The following is a 26,128-nucleotide window of genomic DNA, read 5'->3' on the forward strand; positions in this document are numbered from 1 at the left end:
AACAGCATGAAACTATTATTTTTTGTCGGAGCTCTTGTGTCGTTGCTAATATTTCAAACGACCAATGCACAAAACCAAAGCACTACAAATAAAAGCTACCCTTTTACTAATCCTCTGCTTGCCGGTGACTATCCCGATCCCAGCATTTTATGCGACGGGGACGACTATTACATGGTGCACTCCTCGTTTGAATATTACCCCGGGCTTTTAATCTGGCATTCAATCGACCTCATGAACTGGACCCCGGTTGCAAACGCATTGCATACGTATATTGGATCGGTTTGGGCACCCGACATTGCAAAATACGACGATAAATACTACATCTACTTTCCGGCCGATAACAAAAATTATGTCATCACCGCTGAAAATATTGAAGGCCCATGGACGGAACCGGTACTGATCGATATTAGCATGATCGATCCGGGTCATGTGGTTGATGAAAACGGAAACCGCTACCTCTATTTCAGCAGCGGAAGTTATGTCCCTTTAACCGATGACGGACTAACTGTTGCTGGCGACCCGGTACACAGTTACGACGGTTGGGAAATTCCGCGCGAGTGGTCGATCGAATGTTTTTGTATGGAAGGCCCGAAACTTTTCAAACGGGGCGAATACTATTATTTAACCGTTGCCGAGGGAGGAACCGCCGGCCCGGCAACCGGACACATGGTAATTTCAGCCCGGTCGAAATCACCACTCGGCCCATGGGAAAATTCGCCTTTTAATCCGATTCTCAGAGCACAATCGAATAAAGATCAGTGGTGGTCGGTAGGTCACGGAACCATTTTCGATGATGTTGACGGCAATACTTTTATGCTCTTCCATGGTTACGAAAACGGTTATTACAACATGGGGCGCCAAACCATGCTGGCACCGGTTGAATGGACAGAAGATGACTGGTATAAAATTCCGGGTGATATTAAAATTGATGAATCGATGACACTTCCCGGAAAAGCCAATACCAAACGAATACCTTTTGAGTTGAGCGACAAATTTGAAGGCAACGAACTTAAACCACACTGGAAATTTTTTGGTGGTTTCGACAACGATCGTTTCGAAGTGAGGAACAACAGTATTATAATTGAAGGAAAAGGAAATTCGATATCCGATTGTTCTCCCATGTTGTGCATTCCACAAGATCATTCTTATAGTGCGCAGGTTGAAATTGAAACTGAAGGTGATGCCATTGGCGGACTAGTATTGTTTTACAACCGTCAGGCCTCGTCAGGTATTTTGGCCGACGATAATGATATTCTGGCTAACCTTAGAGGATGGCAATTTGCCACTGAAAGCCAGGTCATCGATCGTCACGTTTTTCTTCGTTTGAAAAGCGTTGAGAATACAGTAGATATGTTTTATAGTCTGGACGGAAAAGACTGGATCAAGATTGAAAATTCGTTTGAAACATCAGCATTACACCACAACGTGCTAAGCGGTTTTCTGAGTCTGCGCATCGGGCTTTGCTCTATCGGCAATGGAAAAGTCATTTTTAAGAATTTTAAATATGAACCTTTAAAATAAAGTGATTACAGAATAAGCTATCTGGCACAATAAGTCATTGAACCTAAGAATTGAATTTGACGACTGACCGAAAGCTTTTCTGCTCGAGGTTTTATTTTCCCAGCACATCCATAAATTCAGCCTCAATTATTCGTAGCTGACCTTTTGTATCCAGATCTTCCGGATCTCTAAAGCCATCCAGTTCCACGTTTCCGTTTAATTCAATCATATTCTGATACAGGTCGCCTTCAATTCCGGCACCAGTTAATTTTATGGTTACCGATTTTCCGGTAGTTGGCGCAATTGGAATTAGAATATAGCCGAGGCTGCGTTCTGTTTCACCCTGCCATACTTTTTGGTTATCCACATAAATATCTATAGGATAAGTTCTTCGTCGCCAGCCTGTAAGTTTAAGCGAGACTTCATCAATTTCAGCTTCTTCCTCCAATTGGTACGTAATCCATCCGGTTGACATTTTACCGTCATTGGTCCATTCACTCATTTCATTATCATCGTAACTCAGTACTGCTTTTTCCTGGTTAGCACCGGCAACTGCTGCTACAATGGCGATCGTGCGTCGGGTAACTTTATAAGAAGGAGTCAGCGGTGTCGGTCCTTTTTCTAAATTCGAAGGAAGCCCTTCAGAAACAAGTTCTTTACGCAAACCAGTTGTGACTTTAACTGGCAGTGTCTCGAACTCAACACTCGCTCCCTTTAATCCTTTGGCCGAAGCTTTTACTTTAATGTTTCCGGCTTTTGTTGTTGAACGAACCAACACACGATTCACTCCACACTGAACGGGCAAAGTCGTTGAACCGACGTAATTTTCCGGACCTTCAGCAATCCCGCCTACCCAAACAGCTTCACCGTTTAAATCAAAATCAATCTCGTTTAAAGCTGTGGGACAACGTTGTCCATTTTTATCAACCACCTCAACCTGCACCATGGCTAAATCAACGCCATCAGCTTTAAATCCAACGGGAGATTGCATGGAAGTCAGCTTAATGGCATAAGGTTCTCCGGCTGTTTTTATCACATCTTCCGATACAATTTCGCCGGCTTTGTTATAAGAAACTGCCTTTATTTCGCCTGCTTCCCATTTAATTTCAGGGAAAGTATAAAGGTAACGGTAAGAATTCTCACCATAACCTTTCGAATTGCCGTTTACAAATAACTCAACTTTTTCACCTGCCGAAACCACATAAATCGGTTTCACGGTTCCCGGCTCGTAATTCCAGTGCCCGATAAGATGTGTGTTTTGTTCGTCAGGATCAACCCAGCCATTCCACATGACCTGATGCGCATAAAAATTATCTTTTGGAATACGCATTGGATCAACTTCTCCGCTACGACGATAATTCTGTTCGCCCCGATAGTGCGTATTGGTATCGGAAAAAATAATGTTCGCTCCCCCACTACTTACTCGTGTTCCTGTGCCCGGGCGCTGGATGTAATAATCGAACCAGCGTCTTACATCTTCAATGGCATGCGAATCCTGGTTATGATTGTACGCTGAAGCATCTCTAACTTTAGCCCCATTAACATTGGTACCATAAGTTCCGCCTGATCCGTTTTTGTGATACGGCGGTGTAAATTCATCCCAATATTTCCGTAGTCCTTCATCGCGCGAATATTCGGTGGCAAACAATGGTTTCCCGGCACTTTTATTGATATAGAGCATTTCCCCGCCATACTCGGCAACTTTACTGTCAAGCATTTCGCGGCTTCCAACAGCACGTCCTCCATGTGGATCATAATTGTCGCGAATCTGTTTCAGTTCGGCCATATGCTCCTCGCTGATGTTTTCGTTTCCTCCTTCATAAAAAAGGATACTTGGATTATTCCGGTTGTAAATGATCGCATCGCGCATTACCTCACAACGCTGCTCCCATCTCCGCCCGTTTACATCTCTTTCCGAATCACCGGCAGGCATCACCTGTATTAACCCAACACGGTCGCACGACTCCACATCCTGTTTCCATGGTGTAATGTGCATCCAGCGGACAAAATTACCGTTCGACTCAATCATCAGTTTATTGCTGTAATCGCTCAGCCACGGCGGAACCGACATCCCCACCCCGGGCCACTCGTTGCTCGTGCGTTGGGCATAACCTTTCATCATGATTACTCGGTCGTTCAGGTAAACCATTCCATCTTTGAACTCTGTTTTACGAAAACCTGTTCGAATAGGTACCTCATCTATCACCACGCCGTCAACTACTACTTTTGAAGTAACTGTGTACAAATAGCCGTAGCCCCAACTCCAGAATTCCAGATCAGACATTTGTTGTGATGCACTCAATTCAATTTGTCCGTTCGGGGAAATCATTCTTGGTATCCCTTCAAAACGCGCCACCTCATTCCCTTCCAAATCTTCAACTGTTATTTCCAGTCCGGCAACAACAGCTTCAGTGCCTTCATTCTTTACTTCCGATTCAACATGTATCGTTGCCGACTTCTCCGGAATATTAAAATCGGTGGCATAAACATAGGTACCGGTGGTGCCAAGCGTAGAATATAGCGGAAGTGTTTGATAGACTTCGCCTGTGGTATGTAAATAAATATTCTTTGGAATACCGCCGTAATTGGCATTGAAATTTCTATCGTTCCACTGATAACGTTGATTGTAGAACTTCTCGGCATAATCCCAGCTGTTATCCGTTCGTACAGCAATTACATTTTTCTCAGGAAATGGCTTCATCAGGTCAGAAACATCAAGCCCAACAGCCATAATTCCGTTTTCGTGAAGCCCGATCATTTTGCCGTTTAAATAGAACTCTCCGGCTTGCCGAACGCCTTCAAACTCCAGAAATACCTTAGCTGCATCTTCACCTTCCGGCAGAATGAAAGTTTTCCGATACCAGGCAATACCGGTCGACAATTCTAGGATATCTTTCTTAAAGGCTTCGTCCTCATTCCAGGCGTAAGGAAGTGTAATATCTTTCCATTCCGAATCATCGAACGCAGGATTATCAGCTCCGACCGGGTCACCGACAAACAATTTCCATCCCGAATTAAAATTGTATTTGTACCTGTTGGCTTGCGATTGCATGCTGGACATTAAAATGATTAAGCCAATGCAGATTACGGCTAAGAATTTAGAAGGTTTTGAAGACGCCATTTCCATTATGTCAGTTTTAGTTAAATTCAGGTTCTAATAAGGAAGGCATCGAATGTTATCAATTCGACTGCCTTAACTCTTTTAAGAGCGCGTTAAAATAGCCATTTCTTTTTGTTTTCTGTAATTGAACAGCACACAGTATTTTTTCTTGTTAATAAAACAACAATATGGACTGATCTCATCAGTAGCCCGCATTTTTTTCAAGAAAGCCAATCTTTCACTTCATTTAATATCTTTGTCGTACTATCCTGACTGTTCAAATGGATATAATATTGATTAGGACTAAAACCAAATTCTTATGCGTTTAAATAATATCTTACTAACAGGCCTTTTGCTTGTATTCTTTTTCTCGACACAAGGGCAACGAAAAATGGAAAAACTTGGGCGGGGAGTAGTCGCTGTTCGAACAGAAACCGGCAGTGCTTTTATAAGCTGGCGTTTGTTTGGAACAGAATCGTGGGATACAGGTTTTAATATCTACAAAGATTCCGGTGGTGGAGAGCCTGTCAAATTGAACAATGAAGTGCTGATAAAAGGCACAAACTTCACCGATAACACCTTAAATTCTTCTGTCAATAATTCCTATTTTATTAAACCGGTTGTAAATGGGGTGGAACAGGAAGCGAGTAATTCCTATACTTTAAAAGCAAATACAAGCATAGAACCATGCATTGTGTTACCTCTAAAAAGCGGAGCAGAGATTCATTTTGTATGGGTAGGCGATTTAGACGGCGATGGCGAATACGATTATATTGTAGACCGTCTGCAATGGGGAGTAGGTTGCAAAATTGAAGCCTACAAAGGAGATGGTACCTATCTCTGGACCATTGATTTAGGGCCTAATAGTTCGAATATGGATAATATCTCGCCTGGTTCATCAGCCATTGATGTAGGAAATTGGGATGGCGTTACTGTCTATGATATGGACGAGGACGGAAAAGCCGAAGTAATGGTACGTACCGCCAACGGAGTGGTTTTTGGAGATGGTTCAGTACTGCAGCATAATAACAACAATGTACAATTTGTATCGGTAATAGATGGACTGACCGGAATGGAACGCGCACGGGCCGAAATCCCGAATAGTTACATTTCTGTTGGCCCGTTGGCTTGCTCAATGGGTGTCGGATATTTAAACGGAATCACACCAAGCCTGGTAACCTTTTTTAAAAACCGTAACAGCGACAAATCTTTTAATCGTTTGATGTGTGCCTGGGATTTTAACGGAACAGACATAGAATTAAAGTGGAAAACCAATATGCCTTTTGGTACCAGTTACGGAGACGGAAGCGATGGCCATCAGATGCGAATTATAGATTTAGATGGTGATGGAAAGGATGAAGTTGCTCATATCGGCTTTGTATTAAATGGCGAAGATGGTTCGTTGTATTACAATATGGGCGACTATGGAATACAACACGGAGACCGCTGGTTTGTAGGAAAACTCGATCCTACGCGGCCGGGTTTGCAAGGATATGGTATTCAACAATACAATTCCATTCTGGATTATTATTACGATGCCGGTACCGGTGAACTGATTTGGAAGCATACCACACCTGATGGAGGTATCGGTGATGTAGGACGCGGATCAGTCGGCGATGTAGATCCCAGCTACCCGGGGTATGAAGTTTGGGAATTTGGTGGATTGTACAATGCACCATCCAATACGCGAATCTCTTCAAGCTATGCTTACCCCAACCTTCGGATTTGGTGGGATGGAGATTTGCTAAGCGAAAACCTGAACGACGGGAAGCTGGAAAAGTACCTCTACCAAAGTAAAAGTGTAAGTCGTTTGTTGACAACCTGGCATTATCATTCTGCAACAGGTAGTGCACGTGCAGTTCCTATGTTTTATGGCGATATTATGGGCGACTGGCGTGAAGAAATCATTTATACAAATAGTTCTTTCTCTCAGTTGGTGATATTCACAACACCTGTTGAAACGAATCACCGTATTTATACCCTTCCCCATAATCCGGCTTACCGAAACGGAATGACCATTAAAGGATATATGCAATCGCACATGCTCGACTACTTTCTTGGTGCTAACATGAACAAACCACCAACACCACCTATTCAAACTGCAAAATGCATCTGGAAAGGAAGTGAAACTTCAAACATCTGGGAGCTTGACGGACAAGAAAACTGGATTGTCGGAGATACTTTAGGCATTTACGCGCAGGGAGATGATGTACTATTTGATATTTCAGCAAATCCTGATACCAGCGTATGGTTAAACGGAGAAATTATGCCTTCAGATATTAAAGTAATTACTCCCATTAATTATCATTTTAACGGCGATGGCACTTTAGCAGGAAACACCGGGCTGATTAAAGCCGGAAATGGTAAATTATATTTAGATTGTCGGGCTGCTTATACCGGCATTACATCGATAGAAGAAGGCGTTTTATACCTTAACGACACCTTGACAGAAAGTAAGGTAATCGTATATCCGGGAGCAACTTTTGGAGGAAACGGAGTAGTAAATCAGCCGGTATCTTTAATGAGCGGATCAGTTCTATCTCCGGGATTAAAAGGACAAACAGGAATATTAACTCTGAATGGAGATCTCATGTTACCCGAGAATGCTTCCTTATTCTTTGATATTTCCAATGATTCAAGCGGAATGAATAAAATCTCTGATTCGCTTGCAGTAAAAGGAAATATAACATTTAGCGGCCTCACCTCATTAATCATTAATAAAACAGAGAAACAGGTAGAACCGGGAAATTATCCGTTAATTACTTATTCAGGAACATTGACAGGAGACCTGGATAAAATAGAAATTCAGGGGCTGTACGGACAAAAATATTCACTTACAACATCAGACCAAACCATTTGGTTAAAGATTGAAGGATCGCGAAACCCTGGAACCGTTACATGGAACGGAAAGAGCAATGTTTGGGACCTGCTTACCACTCCAAACTGGACTTTGGAAAAAGAATCAGTGACTTTTGTTGCCAACGATACGGTAATTTTTGACGGGAGTGGTGAAAGCAATCAAACAATTAATATCGACGGAGAATTACCGGTTAGTGCGGTAATCGTTTCCGATACAACCGGAGTGAATTATACCTTTAACGGAAGTGGTAGTATTAGCGGAAATGCTTCGCTCGTGAAAACAGGAAGTGGCAGGTTATCCTTACTGAACACCAACAGTTATAAAGGCAAAACTGTTATTAACGGTGGAAGCCTGGAAGTAAATAAAATTTCGGAGTCAGGAATGAATAGTTCTATTGGCGCCAACGAGTCGGTGTCTCCCGCGGAATTTATAATCAACAATGCTAACTTCATCTACAGTGGAAGTAATCTGGCATTGACAAACAAAGGAATGACACTGTCAGGAAATTCTGATACGATCAATGTAAAAAGAAGCTCAGCAACTTTTGTTATCGAAGGTGTGCTTGCCGGTACAGGAAACCTGGTGAAAAAAGGTACCGGGACCTTAACATTAAAAGCTGCCAATACCTTTAAAGGGAATACGTATATAGATGAAGGAGAATTATTTCTCGGAAATGAAACCGCCAATGCGGCCGGGTTAAACCGCGGTTCAGTTACTTTCGGAAATGGGATCTTATCAATGAGTAGTGGCGGATATACCGAGTTTACCTCTGATTTGATTGTCCCTGAAAATGCAAGCGGTACCCTAAATACTGATGACCGGTGCAATTACAGAGGCCGTCTAACAGGTAGCGGAACATTTAATCTTAACCTTCCGGGAACAAAAGACAGGACAATATTCTTTGGGAACTGGTCAGCTTTTAGTGGTACCATAAACATTACCGGCGCTTCCAATACAAGATTCCGAATTGCGAATTCTTACGGGTATGAAAATGCAACGATTAACCTGGGTTACAACATTGGAATGTATCACGGTGGAACAGGAACCACAGGTGGTGATTCGCAAGCTTCAGTAGTAAAAATCGGAGCTTTGGGTAGTAAGTCTTCTTCACGTTTGTACGATGAAAACTGGGTGATCGGGAGTAATAATAAGGATTGTCTTTTCCCGGGTATTATCGAAGGCAGATCATTAAAAAAGGTAGGTTCTGGAACATTGACGCTCCGGGGAAAGAACACGTACTCCGGAGGAACAATCATAGAGGGAGGTACGCTTATGGCAATCACATCGATTGGCAGTTCAACCGGAAGTGGAACCGTTCAGGTAAAAAATAACGGAACACTTGCAGGAACCGCTACAATACATGGATCGACCACTATTTTATCGGGTGGAAATTTAACACCCGGAAAGGATGGAATCGGAAGTATTGGATTTGATTCAAACCTGACACTTAATCAGGGAAGCTCAGTAATTATTGAGGTTGATGATAACTCAAATGACAAAATTGAGGTATCAGGAACATTTAATGTGTCGGGGAAACTAACTATTAATAAAACAGATACAGCAGGGTTCAAAAATGGCGACGAGCTTTTACTATTTACAGCATCAAAATTTAGCGGCGAATTTGAAGAAATAATACCTTCGATTCCCGGAGAAGGGTTGCAGTGGGATACCTCAGAACTTTATACTGAAGGAAAATTAAAAGTGTCGAGTATTACCGGAGAAAAAATCATCCATAATGCTTCCGGCAAACTGAAGATCTTTCCAAATCCTGTTAATGACCATCTTTTTATTAAATCTGTTAATGGTGAACTGATACAAGACATTACTTTTCATTCTTTAAATGGAACGAAGGTCTTTGAAAAGGAAATTAATTCTTACGAGGAAAGTGTCGACTTATCAGAATTGGCCCGGGGTATTTATTTCGTTAAAGTTCGGTTTGGAAACGATGTGATCATTCAAAAAATATCAAAGCAATAGGTTTTATATCAACTTTAATTTAAACTTGCCACTACTCCATTGGGTTGCGGCGAAATCCAGCCTTCCGGTAAGTCAAAATGATGACACTGGTTACAGGAATAAACCGACTGCCCGTGCATCGAGTGGCAGGTGTAACATTCCTGTTTCCCGTGCCGGGGATCGTGCTGGCTGAAAGCAAACAACATATTATGATTTGCAGTTGTGGTTTTAATAATTTCAGCTTCCACATGACAACCTTCGGTTAGACAAAAACTGCGGGTACCAATTTGCCGCTTTTCCAGAGGAAATGTATAGTTTCCGGTCAGCCAGTGAGCTCCTTCTGTAAGCTGTTCATTTAGTTTCTGAGAGTGACAATCAACACATCTAAATATGGTGTCTCCGGTGGCATGACGTGTGATCATCAACGTGGTGTCTCCCCCGTAATAATTATCTACATATTTATTCATCGGGGTGTGACAATTGGTGCAAAAACCGGGCTGATTGTGCCAGTGCACCCCGCCGGTTACGAGTCCTGAGAGGACAACAACTATTACAGTCGCAAGAATCAGAACTCTCGGCATCCTGAGCTTTGACTTCTTTCCGGCTGACTTGGTTTTATCGTTCATTTTATCTGTTTTAAAACTTGTAAGTAGTAAAAAGTGTGCTTTAAGCTAAAGGTTGCAAATTGGCAACATGTCGCCCGGCCAGATAACCAAAAGTATAACAGCGTCCCAGCGACAAACCATAAACAGTTAGCGGATAATCCACTCCGCCATAAAAACCTCCGCCGAGATTACCAATGGCATACAAGCCTTTTATCGGGCTACCTTCGGCATTCAAACACTGATGGTTTTCGTCAACAAGAAGACCGGAACAAACTGCTGACAGTCGCAATGTCCGGTGAATACCATAAAAAGGTGGAGTATCGATCGGTTTCAGATGTTCTGCCGATTTTCCAAAATCCGGATCTTCACCTGCTTCTGCAAGTTCGTTGTACCTTTTTACCGTAGCTGATAAAGTCGCCGGATCTGCCTCAATTTTCACGGCAAGTTCTTCAATCGTATCCGCTTTATGGGTATTTATAAATGCTTCGTAAACACCATGACGGTCAGGAACCTGTTCATCGGGCATATAATTCTTCAAAGCTTCGGGAGGGACCAGAACACCGGGCCAGCTTTTTGCCTGCGTCATGTAATTCGAGTCAAATATTTGCGAATATTGCCCGGTCTTTTCAGGGCCACGCAGGTAGTTGTTCAACAAGGACATTTCGACACTTTCGTCCACAAATCGCTTCCCGTTGTGATCGACAGCCAGAAAGGGCATATCGCACATAGTAGCGGGCCCCGCATCGAAATCGTGCAGCATTTTGGTATGCCCGATCGGTTCGATCACGCCACCGGCCCAGTAACCCATCACAAATCCGTCACCCGTTTTATTGATCTGTTTTCTACCAAAATTCCTGGCATCGGGAACAAAATAATCGCACATGGCTTTATTATTCTGATAGTCACCGGTAGCAAGGATAACACCTTTTTTTGCCAGAAACTTGATGTACTTACTGTCCTCTCCTTTTCCAATAACGCCGGTAATTTCGCCCAACTCGTTTTGAACCAACTGAACAGCAGGAGTGCTGTAGAAAAACTGCACCCCCTGCTTCTCGGCATACGCCGCCAAATCGCGCATTCCATCGCCATTTGTGTATGGTTTCGATCCGAAATAAGCGGTATGAAATCCAAGCTTGTAGCCATTCATTTCGAGGATATTTACCTGTTGCAAATTCCCCTGGTTTATCACCTTTGCTCCGGCTTTTTGAGCGCGGTCGATCACCCACGAAACTGCCTCCCCTGAGTTGTAGGCCCATTCTCTTAAAAGTTTCGGGTTGCAACGATGGGCATTGTCTTTCATCAGTCTCGACACGAGTGCTTCCACACCTGCCTTATCACTACTTTCAAGATCAATTCCGGCTCCTGAATTCCCCTGCGAAATGGCGATATTTTCTTTTTGAAGAACTGCAACTGAAGCACCGTTTTCGAGGGCTGAAAGCGCTGCAGGAACGCCTGATGCACCTGCACCAACCACCACCACATCATAAGTCTCAGTGGAAGAAATATCTTCTTCATTAATTTTTTCCGGTTTTGGCAAAAACGAGAGCTTAGCTGCATCATCAGCACTTCTTCCGTAAACCACTCCTTCATCAAACGCCTCCTCGCTCGGACTGTCTGGCGTGCAACCACTGAAACTTACTAATCCTGCTGCAGAAGCAATTGCTGCACGCGACAAAAAGCTTCGTCTTGATAATCCGTGTTGAATCGTATGCTTAGTATATTTATCCATCTTAATCGGTGATGTAGTTCATTCGCTCAGAAGAACTATTTAAAAAGTCGTGGTGTAAAATCGGTCAGGTAATCTCTCCAGTTTGCCCAGGTATGGCCTCCACCTGTTTCATTATAAATGTATTCGAAATTGTTGTCGTCCAGTTTTTTTCGTAGGTTCTGCACACCGTCATAAACAAAGTCTTCGGTTCCGCAGGCTACATAAAACAGTTTGTAATTCTTTTGCAATGTTTTCAGATTCTTGTCGTATGCAGCTATCAGCGGTTTCATAATATCCTTAAGATTATTGTCGTCAGGATGTAATCCGAGGCTGAACAGTCCCATGTATTTAAACATTTCCGGGTTATTTAGAGAAACGATCTGAGTATGTAAACAGCCCATCGATAAGCCCGCAACAGCACGGTTTGAGCTGTTGGCAAGAACACGAAAATGACTTTCAATATACGGCACAACATCGTTTACCAAACTCACCGGGAATTGATCAGAAGCCATCGCGAATGCTGCATTAGTCGGTTCGGGTTCTGTTTCGGTAATAGCTGCCTTCTGATTTGGATTTCCGTTGGTCATCACCACGATCATCGGCTTGGCTTTTCCTTCAGCAATCAAATTATCAAGAATGTAGTTGGCTCTTCCCAGCGAAGTCCAGGCATCTTCGTCGCCACCACCACCATGGAGCAGGTACAATACCGGGTATTTTTCCTTGCTGCTGGCATATCCCGGAGGCGTGTATACATACATTCTACGGTTTAATTTCAGCGTTGGCGAATCGTACCACACTTTCTCAATCGTTCCGTGCGGAACATCGTTTACCTGAAAAACTTCAGAAGTTTCGCCAGGAATCAGGAGAGTGTTCGCATACCTTGTTCCATCACGCATGGCTTGCGGATTTCGGGGATCGAGAATACTTACTCCATCTAGAATGAAATTGTAATGATACATGGAAGGTTCAAGCTGATCAATTTTGACTGACCACACCCCTTCTTCATTTTTAGTCATTTCAGCATTTTCGCCAAATCCCATCCAACTGCCATTCACTTTTACTGATTTCGCATCTTCGGAATAAAGCCGAAAAGTTACACTATTGTCGCCGGCAATTTCTGGTGAAACTACCTGTGGCCCACGTCGACGTTGAATCTCCTGAGCCTGCGATGCTGTAAAAATAAAAAGTCCGGCCAGTGCAATAAGTGTGGTTTTGATTGATTTGAAACTCATAATTTTTGGTAGATATTGTTATAGATTGATTGTGTTCTTTCCGCTTTTCAGATCGTGGATTTCGCCTTCCCAAACAAATGTTCCGTTAATTCCATCCGGTAGGCTAATTTCTGCCTTTAAACCACTTCCGGAATTGTCGTAATCAACAGAAATTGTACCGGCCGGATGTGGCATTTCACCACTGATTATTTCAAAGTCACCTAGGTTCGGCTCAATTTTTACCTTTTTGAAATAAGGAGCAGCACTCTCAATTCCAAGAATTATCCGGTAAGCCTCAATGTTCGGACTGGCACCCCAAGCATGACAATCAGAACGGGTGGTTTCCACCTCAGAAGTTTCTCCCCAGGTCGTCATCCCAAGCTCGATATTTTTACGCCAAATGTCCAGCCAATCCAGGAAATCGTCGCCCATACCTGCTTTTGCCAGTGCCAGATGTAAATAATATTTGAAATAGATGGTTGCCTGAGTAAGCGACTCATCATCCAGCATTTGTTGAGCAATTTTTACGTTTTGTTCCGGAGTTGTAAGGCCCGCAAGAATAGCCATTGAATTGGTATGTTGCGAAAAATCTTTCTTATCCGGTGTATCCGCAAACAAATTTCGCGAAGCGTCCCAATATTTGCTTTTAATGGTTGCTGCCATTTTGTTCGCCAGACTTTCATACATCATTGCAAATTCCTTGCTTCCTTCAGCATTTTCCAGATCGATACCGGCTTGCAGAGCCAACAACAACTGTAAATCGAGCAAAGCGGTACTTCCATCTTCGGCAGTTGGAGCCATTCCCATGCGCCAGTTCGTTGCCCAGTCCGTAAAATTCCATCCCGGAAGATTCTTAAGCGAACCGTCGTCATCCACAAAACTGATGAAGTAGTTTAGTATCTGGCGTGATCCCAGCAGTTTATCATCCAGAAATTCAGGATCGCTGCCGTACATTAAATAATCATGCAACATACAAACATACCACATGGAATATGTTGCAATTACCTGGTTTTGCGTATCGGGATAGCGACTTAAGGTGTATCCATCTTTCTGGCGCGAGTTATCCATCAGGTTCAGCGCATTTTTTGCCAGCCGGTCGTCGCCACTGTTGAAATACGAAACAAAAAGCTGTATCCGTGCATCACCTATGTATTGCAAACGCTCATAATACGGGCAATCCATGTAGGTTTCAACCGCACACGAGCGCGCAGTTCGCCAACCAATATCCAGGATTTTATCCAGTTCCGCATCGTCGGAATGCAGTTTGGCATTCATTTCAAAAGGATAACCGGTAAAAGTTCCATAGAAATCCTCGATAGTTAACGGACTGTCTTTTGTTTCCACCTGTAACTCCACATAACGATAAGTTCTCCAGTTTAATGAGGTGAAACTCTGATTGGACGAACCATCTGAAATAATGGTATCCATACGTCCTGAAATGGTTTTTCCTTCAATCCCGTTACGGTTATTTTTTGCACCATCTTCACCATATAATGCTTCAGCGTACGTTAGTACAATGGTGCTGTTTTTTCCGCCGCTAAAAACAAGCGTTGGATAAGCATTGGTGTACACTTCCTGATCGAGCAAAATTTTTGCCGTAGTATTTGCAGTTACTTCAAAAGCCACTTTTTCAGCCGGAAACTTTTCGGGAACAGTTACTCCCTCCGTCCTTCTGGTTGAGACCAAACGTTGATAAGTCATTTCCATTTGTGGAATTACTGAAGGCTGCAAAGTCCAGCCACCGCGGGTATTAAAGCCCATTCCTCGTGTTGAGCGTTCGAAAACAGCTTTCGCCGACTTCCAGTTGCTGTCGTCAAAATCAAGAACTTTCCAGCCTTTTACGGCGTGGTTCATGTCAATTTTTTCACCAGCGCCGGCCGCATAATATCCTCGAACCCGCTGACGAATTGGTGTATAACTTTTGTCCTCAATACATTTCCACGAGTCATTGCTATTCAGCACTTTTGTAGCATCATCAATTCCCTGGAATAAAAATCCGGTTTTGTACGAAAATTGTGACACCGGCTTTAAATCTCCTTCGTTCCAAACCTCTGCAGCAATAATATTTTCACCCGCTTTCAGATAGGGCGCAATATCCACGGTTTCGTAATTCCAGTGCTCGATATCGCCCAAAGCAGGTCCTAAGGAAACCAGCTTTTCGTTGATGTAAAGTTTGTAGCGGTTATCGGCAGTCACCCGCATCTCAAATTTGTCAGGTACCGCATCAAAATTTATCGTCTTTCGGAACAGGTAAAGACCTGCATCAGTAGCTTCTGCTTCAGGAACGCACACCCAGCTGGCATCCCATTCGTTATTTTGATTGCGATTCCAGGGTTGGGCGGAAATGGAAAATGCTAACGCAATTAAAATTAATGTAACTAGTTGCTTCATCTATGTAAGGTTTTTATTGGTTTATAGTATTTCCTATTTTAAAGCACTCTGTGCGTAATTCACACGAACACCATTCTGGTTAATAAGAAGATTTAGCCCAAGAAAAGCCCTTGGATTCTCCTCTCCTTTTATCTCTCCTGAAAGCGCGCCTTTGCTGATTTCACACAGGTCGTCAACCCGTTTTTTGGTTTCTTTATTGGCGCCGAAATAATGCCCGGGATACAGCTCAGTTATTCCGTTATCGGCCATTATTTCGCTCATCTTTTCACATGTAGCTTCTAAAGTGGAAAAATTAGTGGTGAGCAGCAAATTTCCCGAACCAAACGAATCGCCACTAAAGCCGTAATGGGCAGCCTTATCGATAAAAGTTGTTGAACCGGGTGTATGTCCCGGAGTAAAAACGACTTCAATTTGTCTGCCTCCCAGATCGAAGATCTCGCCATCTTTCAGGAATTTTACTTCGCCTTTGTAGTTGGGCATGAACTGAGGAATTCCAACTGTATCGGCAGGATTAATGTACAATTCCGGGAAAACATCGATGGATGGCCCGGTATGATCGGGATGAACGTGTGTGGCAACCAGCGTTACCGGGTTATCTGAAATAGAGGCTACGATCTTATCCAGATCCTTGATGTTCGTTCCAGCATCGATAAGTAGTGATTTATCACTTCCTTCAAGCAAATACAGGCTCTCGTTCGACATTGCCTTGCCGGTTCCCACCCAGGTGTGATCATCAATTTTGTGAAAAACAACGTCGTCACCTTTATAAACTTCTTCCCCATCGATTTGAAATTTGGGTTGCGCCAATCCAGCAATTTGTGCTAGAAATAAGGTGCTAAAAATCAATACTAATTTCTTCATATCGCAAAAGATTAAAACATTCTTGATTGTGGAACTGATGTGGCAATCTCAATCAATTCTTTATCGTGATTGTGAACCAATTCCGACTGATTATCAAATAACATAGTAGCTCCGCCTTCAGGAGTAAAAGGTTCCCATTCCGGCATGGCTTCGCTGTTCGGATCTCCTGTATGAGCGAAAGTTGCCCATGTTTTACTCATTTTATCAGCAAGGGCGTATGCTTCCGGCGATCCGCTGTTGTATTCTTCGGTACGCGCAATGTTGTTAAAAACAAAAGCGATTTCCATGCAGTGGCTCGATTTTAACATACCATCCAGATGCGGGGCATTCCATTTAAATATGTAATTGTAAACGGGCGCTCCTTCCGGAACGGAAGATTTTATCCTGGCAAAACTCAGTGCCATTGGACGGAACATGAGATCGACATCTTTCATATCCGACGGCATTTTTGTATTTGGATATGCACTTTTAAATGCCGCTACAAATGCATCGGTTTTGTCGCCATATCTTTCTTCCAGATATTCGATAATCGTGGCTTCACCGGCATGCAATAGATCTTGCCCGCCAAATGAACCAAATTCCACCTGGTTAGAACCGATAATCACCGGAATGTCTTTTGAAAGCTCTTCAGCTCCCGGAGATCCGGGTTGCAGTGAAATAAACTCACCATCGCAAACCGGAGCCCATCCTAATCGGGCCATGCCCTCTCCTCTCGATTTAGCAATGGCACGGTTTCCTGCTGCCAGTAACTCATCATGTGGAATGTCTTTTAATTTATCTACTTCGCTTTTCTTTAATCCCAATTCATCCAAAATGGCCAGTCCCACTTTCTGCGATGCTTCTTTGGTGGTAAAATTTCCGGCAACGCCACTTTGCATAATCGCTTTGTGGAACAAACCTTTTGCTGAAGGTGTGTAGAGCATTGTCGCTACTTTTCCTCCTCCACCTGACTGACCAAAAATTGTTACATTCTCAGGGTCTCCACCAAAGTTGGCAATATTGTTATGCACCCATTCCAAGGCAGCAACAACATCCATAATTCCAACATTGGCCGATTGAGCATATTTTTCATCAACAGCCGACAGATCAAGGAAACCAAGTACATTCAGACGATGATTGATTGAAACCACCACCACATCGCCGGTACGACTTAAATTCTCGCCGTCGTAACTTGGTAACTCGCATGATGAACCGGCTGTGTAACCGCCACCGTGCAACCACACCATTACCGGACGTTTTTTACCGTCATTTATTCCCGGCGACCAAACATTTAGATTCTGACATGCATCTTCTTTCATAAACCAGAAATTGTGTTGCTGGGCAAATTCCATTTCGTCAGCCAGAATCATCGATGATACATCGATCGGACAAACCGGGCCATATGAACGACTACTTCTTACTCCCTCCCATTTATCGGGCTTTTGTGGCGGCATGAAACGTTCGGCCTTGGCATAAGGAATTCCTTTGTAATTAAAAACTCCGTCGTGTACATAACCAATTACATCACCGCTTTCGGTAGTGGTTCGGCCTGTTTCACTATCGGCGATCATCGGTGTAGCTCCCGGTTGCGAGCTTGCATTATTTGAATTCGATTGATTGCTTCGACACGAAAACAGTCCGGCGAAAAGAAAGGCTACAACAAGAAATTTTACGGATTTCATAGGTTCAATTTTCATCGAAATGATATGGTTTACGTTCATTTTAGGTGAAATTAAATTTTATTCTTTCAGGTGTTTGTCCAGAAAATCAATAATAATATTTATTACCTGCGGATCAGAAAATTCGGCAGACGCATGTCCCGCTCCTTCAAGCACATAGCGTGTTGAAGAAACACCATGTTCGCGCAAGGCATTGTGCAGTAATAAGGTCTGGCTTGGTGAAACTGCCATATCGTTTGTTCCATGGAACAGCAAAAATGGCGGATCATTTTTATCGACATAATTTATTGGATTTGCCTTGGCCACAACTTCCGGTTTGTCAAGACTGGTTAGTCCGCTGTTTTTTCCGTGAATAAACTGTCCGTCGGGAGAGATAACCGTGAAGTGAGCCTTTTCTGCTGCTTCGTCATAATCGGCTCCAATTTTGGTCAGATCAGATAAACCATAAGCATCAACAGCTGCTTTTACATCGCTACTTTGATCCAGATTCTCACCTTCTTCAAAATCTTTAACACCATTTGTTGTAGCCACCATAGCCGTTAAATAACCACCTGCTGATTCACCCCAAATTGCAATACTTTCAGGATCGATTCCATATTCCTCTGCATTGGCTCGCAGATAACGAATTGCAGCTTTTACATCTTTTACCGCATCGCTGTAAATACCGGTGCTGATTACATGATACTGCACACTGGCCACAACATATCCTGCTTTTGCCACTTCGTAACGATCGTAAAGATTGCGTTCTTTTGCAGCAAAAGAGAAGCCACCACCAATAACATAAACCACACACGGACGGATCTGATCATCCTTGTAGGTTAGCACGTCCATTTTTAGCGACATCGGGTCGCCATCAATACTCTTTGTCTCGTGAAAAACAACATCTTTTACAAGATTCATTTCACTGTCAGCAGGCAGTTCCCGAAACCAATGTCTTTCTTTTGAAAGGTCCGTTAACACGGTACTGGTACTGTTATCGGTAGGTTTTATGAATTTTGGAATTAATAAACCATTTGATCCCCCCTGCGCATGAGCAGCAATGCTCACAACCAACATCACCAAACTTAGAATCGCTATTTTTCTTATCATTTTCAAGTTATTAAAGGTTAATTCGGTATTCAGTTATTTTATTTAAAGTTCTAACTTCCGTTATGTAATTTTCTGACTTCATTTCGTTAGAAAAGTTTATTCTATCAAATGATTCAGCTATTTTAACCGGGTCAATCAAACCGGCACAATGTCAACATTATCGGTTCACCTACGTATTTGCAATTCAACTTTAATTATTATCGACCAATCAATAAATAATATGTTCTTCGCCTTCTTCCCATAACTTGTTCGGATCGAAACCAACACTTGCTTTACCATAAACAGCCACGGTATTTTTCATCTCCGGGAAAAGATGATTCTGAACTTCCTTTACTTCAGCATCACCACGCAATATCGATCGGAAAGCTTCGATAATATCATCCAAAACCTCGAGCTTTTGTGAATACACATCGATGGTTCCGGCATACGAAATATGACCTGTAAACATTCTGTCGTACGAAGGCTGCAATTCTTTAAGTCGCACCAAATAACGAAGCGTGGTGCTCACAGGAAGACGGGTGCCAACATTTCCGTTCGCAGCGTCGCCGGAGAAAAGAATTTTACTGTTCATATCGAGAAAGGCAGTGCAACCCGGTGAGTGACCAGGCGCATAATAAGCGGTAACTTTGCGGTTTCCCAGGTCAAAAACCTGTTCGTCCTGAATTGGCTTAATTTCCGGCAATTCGGTGCTTGTGATCACGTCTTCTTTTACGTAGCCCCAAACATTCTTATAACCTATGTTCATTTTCCGCATGATCTCACCGTATTCTACTTTTTGCTCGAACGGAATATGCGTTGCCATGGCGGTATCTGCCAGGTTCATATATACTGTTTCGAACTGATTGATTCCACCGGCATGATCGGGATGTCCGTGCGTTAGAACGACTTTGTAAGGTAAATCTGTTAAGCTTTCAACAATTCCTTTGAAATCGCAGAAACCTGTGCCGGTATCGATAACCAGTGCACTTTTGTCGCCCACTAAAACGTACATGGCATTCATTCCGAATTCATTGATGAAATAGGTATTCTTTGCTATCTCAACAATCATTGGCCGGGTTATTGGACCGGGTCTGTCTTGCACATTTTGCGCTTGCACAAGAGAAAACGAACTTACAAGCAATAGTGTAACAAAAATTGTGATATGCCTTTGTTTCATTTCTTTGGGTTTTAGTTGAATCGTTGCGATAGATTTGCCTCCGTCATCATTACAAAAATCCCCTTTTATTTTAATGATAAGCGGTTAATCTGAACTTCAGGTTTTAGAGCATCATTTGCTTTGTATGACGCTGCCTTGACATCAAACTCAATCGTTGAAAAAATATCATTTACCGAAGTTCCGAATTTTGCTATATATTCTCCGGCATCAGTAATCCACGACTGAAGTTCTTCGTCGTAAGAAGCCAAATCGTAAGCACTAAAACTTAAAGTCAGGGTTTGACTTTCTCCCGGAGCCAGTTCTTTTGTTTTACCAAAGGCTTTTAACTCGCAGGCCGGTTTTTCAAGTTTGCCATCCGGTGCTGTTACAAACAATTCAACAACTTGCTTGCCGGCTATTTCGCCAACATTTTTAACCGAAATAGTTGCTGTGAACTGATCTCCTTTATTGGAGATTTTTGGCTGTCCGTATTCAAAGTCGGTATAACTTAATCCGTATCCGAAAGGATAAGAAACCTGTTTGTTGGCTGTTGCAAAATACCGGTATCCAACATAAATATCTTCTTCATAAACGGTGTAATCAACGTTTTTCACACTGCTCCGGCGGCCGAAGAATCCTCCCTGTGGTTGAGGGGTATAATCGTATGGGAAGTTTAGTGAAGACGGGTGATCCATCATAGCAATCGGAAAAGTCATCGGCAATTTACCCGATGGATTGGCGGTTCCTTTTAGAACATCCGCAACCGAATTTCCACCTTCCTGACCGGGCTGCCAGGCTAACAAAATAGCATCTGGCAGATCTTTCCATGAGGCCGTTTCAATCACTCCGCCAACATTTAAAATGACCACTACTTTTTTACCCGCTGCATGAAATGCATTGCAAACGTTATTTACCAATTGTCGTTCATCATCGGTAATGTTAAAATCGGCAGGGATTTTTCTGTCGCCACCTTCACCTGAATTCCTACCAATGGTCACGACGGCGATATCTGCATTTTCTGCCTGTTTTTCAACAAAAAGCTTGGCAACCGGCATTTCTTCCAGTACTGATCTTCCACGGAACCAGTTACGCCCTGTCGACTCACTGTCTTCTTTTGCCCTTTCGTAAGCTTTGTATTTTTCGTACAGGTCTTTTAGATCTTCCTGAACTTTGTACCCAACATTTCCAAGTCCCTGCATCAGATCAATCACATAAGCTTTGTTTACATCGCCCGAACCTGTTCCTCCTGCAATAAAATCGTACGATGTTACACCGAAGAGCGCAATGTTACTTACCTGGTCGCCCATAGGAAGTGTTTCATTGTTATTTTTCAACAGCACCATTCCTTCGGTAGCCGATTGACGGGTTACTGCGGCATGCGCTTTCAGATCGGGTTTATTTGAATATTCGTAACCTTTAAAACGCGGAGTTTTTACAATGTACTGGAGCATGCGTTTTACATTTCTGTCCACATCTTCAATGCTTAGTTCACCACTTTTTACTTTCGCTACAATTTCTTCACTCTGCTCAGGCATTCCTGGCTCCATTAAATCGTTTCCGGCATGCACCTGAGCGGCAGTATTTCTTTGTCCAATCCAGTCGGTCATTACAATCCCACCAAAGCCCCACTCATCACGCAAAATGGTGGTAAGCAAGTCGTGACTTTCCTGGGTAAATTCTCCGTTTAATTTGTTGTACGATGACATTACCGTCCATGGTTGGGCTTCTTTTATGGCAATTTCGAAACCTTTTAAATAGATTTCACGCAAGGCCCGTTGCGACACTTGTGAATCGTTGCCGGTGCGGTTTGTTTCCTGGTTGTTTGCCACAAAGTGTTTTACCGAGGTTCCCACCCCATTGCTTTGAACACCGTTTACATACGCCGCTGCAATTTTCCCGGTCAGAACCGGATCTTCAGAATAATATTCAAAATTTCTTCCGCAGAGTGGATTCCGGTGAATGTTCATTCCCGGTGCGAGTAAAACATCTGCACCGTATTCCAGCACTTCATTACCAATTGATTTACCCACACTGGTCACCAATTCTGTATTCCAGGAAGAAGCCAAACAAGTTCCAACCGGAAAACCGGTGCAGTAATAAGTATTGGAATCGCCCTCGCGGGTAGGACTGATCCGAAGTCCGGCAGGTCCGTCGGAAAGCACTGTGCTGCTTATTCCTAAACGATCGATTCTCTGAGTAGTACCTGCCGCACCCGGTACCAAATCTTCAGTATTACCAATGGCAGCTCCACCACCAAACATTCGGTTTCTTGCGCCGACCAGCAATTTTGCCTTCTCTTCAAGAGTCATTGCTTTAACAATTTCGTCAACATTATCTGAACTCAGCTTTTGCGCCTGCACAGTGCTGAAAATCGTTGAACTTAAAACTGCGGTCAATAAGATTGAAAATATCTTCTTCATTTTTATATTAATTAAATTTTGTGATTTCTATTTCATTAAAATAATATTCCGGCAGGCAGTGCCTGCCAGAATATTTGCTAACTAAACTATTTAAACTAAATGCTCAAGGTGATTTTATTTCATGCTTAAAATTGAAACCGGCCCTAACAAACCAGAAGGTTTCAAGGGTGAATCGGCCCGGTAAAATGGCATGACCGTGTACGTCAATTTTTCAGTTACTTCTGGTTGGGCATCACCAATCAGGCGATTTACCCAAAGGTTGACCACTTTAATCTGAATTTCGTTTTCACCTTCATGCAGTGCTGAACTGATATCCATTCTAAACGGTTTTTTCCAAACAACTCCCAGGTCATTATCATTGATGCGTATTTCAGCAAGATTCTCAACTTCGCCCAAATCGAGGAAAATTTTTCCTTTGTCCTTGATCCATTCTGCAGGTACAGAAATAGTTTTCACATAAGTTCCGATTCCTGAAAAATATTTAATGTTTTTATCCGGACTTTCGTTCCATGGAGATAATGTTTCAAAATTTGCCTGAAATGGTGTCCCCACTTTCGATTCAAAAGCAACTTCCCACGGTCCGGTGATATCAGTCAGTTTGGTTTCGCTAACTTCGGGAACTGTGTATGTGGCTGCATCTGCTTTATTTCTGAATACCACAAAAACAGCATCGTTGGGAACAAGGTGTAATGGAACAGTTGTAGTGCCATTTTCGATGTTATAGGAAGTTTTTGTCATCTCACCTGTTTCAGGATGCCAGATTTCGGCTTCTTTTCCTTCAACTCTGAAAGTCGCTTTAACATCTTCGTCTCTGTCTTTTCGGTTGTTTACCCAATAAAAGTCTACATCTCCAAGTTTACGGTGGACATAAAGCAGTTCCGTGTCGTCGTAGGTTTTCGTATATGAAAAATCAGAAACGATTTGTTCTTTTTTCAGCACTTCATCAATATTATAACCAATGTAAATTTTCCCCTGTCCAAGGGTGTTGATTCCATTTTCAATAGGCCACAATTCATTCGCCAGTTTATTGAACTGCTCAGCATCGTCGCTTAAACTTGGAGTACTCAAAGGTTTTTGTCCGGCTACAACTGCTCCTGCAGTAACCATTTCCTTAATTTTTTGCAAAACAGGAAGTGTCATGTGCGCCGTACTTTTATCGAGCACTAAAAGTTTGTATGCTGCTCCTCCGGGTGTTGTAATTGTTCCGTTCTCAACTTTTAGCACATTCAATACAGCATCGGCATTAACAAAATCGAATTCATACCCTGCCGGAACCTGTGGCAACTGCTGTCCAAACAGTTCCGTAATGTTGTGGCTTTCGCCATACAAATAGGCTACATCGGCCACAAAATCACCTTGTTGTAACATGTAAGAACTACGGGCAAGGTAAGTCATCCATGCAATGGCTTGTTCCGACCATGTCTCATGACGTGTAAACCACTGTCCGAAAGGCCCCAGGCTAAGTCCGGGTAATTTGTCGTCAACCGGTTGATGCACTGAAGTATGAATGACAAATCGATTCAAACCACTGGCCAGTTCCATATCGGCTACAGGTTTTAGCAACCTTGGTGACCACGCCCATGCCGTACCCATTGCAGTCAGCGACTCGGCAGCCACATATTTCTGGCCATAAATGTGCGATACTGAAGCCGATTCACGAACATCGGCTTTAAATCGGGTAGCAACCCCGGGACCATTACCGCCAAATCCGCCCGGTGTCCAGGTTGCACTCATCGGAACAGCAGCTGTGCGTTTTACTTCCATTCCGTCACCGATCAAAGCTCGTCCTCCTTCATGCGATTCAGAATAGCGTCCCATGTTTCTTTCGTTCAAAATTTGGGTAGCCTGATCGTAATGGTATTCGGCTACCAGCTCTTCGAGTGTCCTTCTGAAATCCCACAGAAATTTATCGCTTTCAGCAGCACCGGCAACCACTTTTCCGGTAAGCGCCAGCAACCACGGCGTGATGTCGTAGCCACGCCGGTTTTTAAATTCGGCCGCCATGTTGTCGGTCCAGTTTTGCGTACCGGCTTCCCAACTATCAGTTATAATAAATTGCAAGCCATGTTTTCCCATTAAACCGCCGGTGGCATCTTTATATTGGTCGAGGTAATTGGTGAAATAATTTCGTACGTAGTCGGGATCCAGCTTGTCGACTTCGAAGCCGGTAGCCTCAGGTGAAGCCGGGTGGTTCTGACGTCCAGTAAGTGAATATCCCAATCTAATAACATTCCAGTTTCCTTCGGGAACATCCCATTTTAAAGTGCCGTCTTCTGCTAACTGACCGCTCAGGTCAATAATATTTTCCTTTGCAATTGCGTTTGATACTGCAGGTGTCGGAACCTCTTCCAGATCGGTAGCGGCAGCAAAACCTGCTTTATCCTCGAAGCGATTTACATACGCCCCGGTATTTAAAACCAGCTCCATAATTTCAGTGCCGGTGGGTGCTGGTCCATTATTGCCCGGAAGCCCCATCATTTCCATAATACCCGGTCCTCTTGAAGGCTGAGGAGTTCTTACTTTAACTCTAAAAAATTTACCGGTAACTGCGGAAAACGCCAATGTTTTTTGTGTTGCACGGCCTCCCCTGATATCTGTAACTTTTTCAAACTGTCTTCCATCGTTACTCACTTCCAGTATTTGACTTGCCGGGCCTCCGCCGCCAAAATCGAACATGTTTCTTCCGCCTCCGGTTACCAGAGTAATTGATTGTACCTCAACCGGATTTTTGAATTCAAACTGAATCCAGGCAAATTCGCCGGGATTAGTATAAGGAAGGCTGGTCGATTCTACCAAGTCACCATCGGTTAACTGTGCTAAACTGAAATGACCACCGCTTGAAGTAACTACGGGCTGTAATTCAGCCATGGTAAAATCATTTTCCGGAATGCGGTAGGCGATCACAGAAATATCTTTATAAAATTCGGGAAGGTGCTCCATATCTTCTGAACGTGCGCCCATTGGTCCCTCCGCACCCAGGTTTTGAAAAGTTCCGGTGGATGTTGGCGGATGAGGCAGTTCGCCTGAAAAAGGTTTTCCCCCTTCAACACGTAATTCGCACCACACTACTTTTTTCATGGCTTCTTCGGGTTTCACCCATGGGCCGCCACTCTCGCTCCAACCGGGCGATCCTGCAATGGCCATCTCAAGATTTAGCGAATCGGCCAATTCGGTGGTAAACAGAAAAGCATCCTTCCATTTGGGAGTCATAAAAACCAGTCGTTCATCAACAATTTTCGGGGTTGTCATCCCGGCATCGAAATTCTGAAAACCACCTATGCCCGACCGGTGCATCCATTCCAGGTCCTTTCGGATTCCATCTTTGGTAATGTTTCCGTTCATCCAGTGCCACCAAACGCGGGGCATTGCTTCATTGGGTGGATTAATAAATCCTTCTTCAAGATTAACTTCCGTGTTTTGCCGACCTGTTTCTTTTGTGCACTGAACAAGCAGTAAAGACGCACCTACCACAAATACGGTTAGTATATTTCTAAGCATAAGGTTTTGATTTTCAGTTTATAATCGATCCAAACATATTGTGTAATCCTGGGGAGATACATTTAGTAAATCCTTGAGGCTTTGAATTCTAATTGGGTACCTATCGAAATTAATGGTTGAAAAGGACAGTATGCAG

Annotated in this window: 13 protein-coding genes; 2 read left to right on the forward strand and 11 right to left on the reverse strand. The window is 43.2% G+C overall.

Going from position 1 to position 26,128, the window contains the following annotated elements; translation table 11 throughout:
- Positions 1 to 6 precede the first annotated feature (6 nt).
- Positions 7 to 1,521, forward strand: a complete 1,515-nt coding sequence (locus tag WFY05_RS12670) for a family 43 glycosylhydrolase (RefSeq protein WP_340113236.1) — start codon at positions 7 to 9, stop codon at positions 1,519 to 1,521.
- Between the two features lie 91 nt (positions 1,522 to 1,612).
- Here the strand turns inward: WFY05_RS12670 and WFY05_RS12675 are convergent, their stop codons facing one another.
- Complete coding sequence (locus WFY05_RS12675) at positions 1,613 to 4,561, reverse strand: glycoside hydrolase family 2 protein (RefSeq protein ID WP_340113237.1); 2,949 nt, start codon at positions 4,559 to 4,561, stop codon at positions 1,613 to 1,615.
- Positions 4,562 to 4,919: 358 nt separating this feature from the next.
- Between WFY05_RS12675 and WFY05_RS12680 the strand changes: the two genes are divergently transcribed.
- The gene (locus tag WFY05_RS12680; protein ID WP_340113238.1) at positions 4,920 to 9,437 is read left to right on the forward strand and encodes a rhamnogalacturonan lyase family protein; all 4,518 of its coding nucleotides are present in this window, start codon (positions 4,920 to 4,922) and stop codon (positions 9,435 to 9,437) included.
- Between the two features lie 14 nt (positions 9,438 to 9,451).
- Here the strand turns inward: WFY05_RS12680 and WFY05_RS12685 are convergent, their stop codons facing one another.
- From WFY05_RS12685 to WFY05_RS12730, 10 genes are all read right to left on the reverse strand, one after another.
- The gene (locus WFY05_RS12685) at positions 9,452 to 10,042 is read right to left on the reverse strand and encodes a hypothetical protein (RefSeq protein ID WP_340113239.1); all 591 of its coding nucleotides are present in this window, start codon (positions 10,040 to 10,042) and stop codon (positions 9,452 to 9,454) included.
- A gap of 40 nt (positions 10,043 to 10,082) precedes the next feature.
- Positions 10,083 to 11,750, reverse strand: coding sequence for an FAD-dependent oxidoreductase (locus WFY05_RS12690; protein ID WP_340113240.1), 1,668 nt, complete (start codon positions 11,748 to 11,750; stop codon positions 10,083 to 10,085).
- Between the two features lie 35 nt (positions 11,751 to 11,785).
- Positions 11,786 to 12,961, reverse strand: coding sequence for an esterase (locus tag WFY05_RS12695; RefSeq protein ID WP_340113242.1), 1,176 nt, complete (start codon positions 12,959 to 12,961; stop codon positions 11,786 to 11,788).
- Between the two features lie 18 nt (positions 12,962 to 12,979).
- Positions 12,980 to 15,331: an alpha-L-rhamnosidase-related protein gene (locus WFY05_RS12700; RefSeq protein ID WP_340113243.1), complete on the reverse strand. Its 2,352-nt coding sequence runs from the start codon at positions 15,329 to 15,331 to the stop codon at positions 12,980 to 12,982.
- 33 nt (positions 15,332 to 15,364) lie between these two features.
- Positions 15,365 to 16,192, reverse strand: coding sequence for an MBL fold metallo-hydrolase (locus tag WFY05_RS12705; RefSeq protein WP_340113244.1), 828 nt, complete (start codon positions 16,190 to 16,192; stop codon positions 15,365 to 15,367).
- Positions 16,193 to 16,203: 11 nt separating this feature from the next.
- A complete protein-coding gene (locus WFY05_RS12710) occupies positions 16,204 to 17,853 on the reverse strand; it encodes a carboxylesterase/lipase family protein (RefSeq protein ID WP_340113245.1) in 1,650 nt (549 codons plus the stop codon).
- Between the two features lie 57 nt (positions 17,854 to 17,910).
- Positions 17,911 to 18,939 (reverse strand): prolyl oligopeptidase family serine peptidase, encoded by a 1,029-nt coding sequence (locus WFY05_RS12715; protein ID WP_340113246.1) that lies wholly within the window; start codon positions 18,937 to 18,939, stop codon positions 17,911 to 17,913.
- Between the two features lie 208 nt (positions 18,940 to 19,147).
- Positions 19,148 to 20,095: an MBL fold metallo-hydrolase gene (locus WFY05_RS12720; RefSeq protein ID WP_340113247.1), complete on the reverse strand. Its 948-nt coding sequence runs from the start codon at positions 20,093 to 20,095 to the stop codon at positions 19,148 to 19,150.
- Positions 20,096 to 20,160: 65 nt separating this feature from the next.
- The gene (locus WFY05_RS12725; protein ID WP_340113248.1) at positions 20,161 to 22,494 is read right to left on the reverse strand and encodes a glycoside hydrolase family 3 C-terminal domain-containing protein; all 2,334 of its coding nucleotides are present in this window, start codon (positions 22,492 to 22,494) and stop codon (positions 20,161 to 20,163) included.
- A gap of 114 nt (positions 22,495 to 22,608) precedes the next feature.
- On the reverse strand, positions 22,609 to 25,992 hold the full coding sequence (locus tag WFY05_RS12730) for a glycosyl hydrolase (protein ID WP_340113249.1): 3,384 nt from the start codon (positions 25,990 to 25,992) through the stop codon (positions 22,609 to 22,611).
- Positions 25,993 to 26,128 lie beyond the last annotated feature (136 nt).

The sequence above is a fragment of the Maribellus mangrovi genome, from assembly GCF_037646455.1.
Taxonomy (GTDB): domain Bacteria; phylum Bacteroidota; class Bacteroidia; order Bacteroidales; family Prolixibacteraceae; genus Draconibacterium; species Draconibacterium mangrovi_A.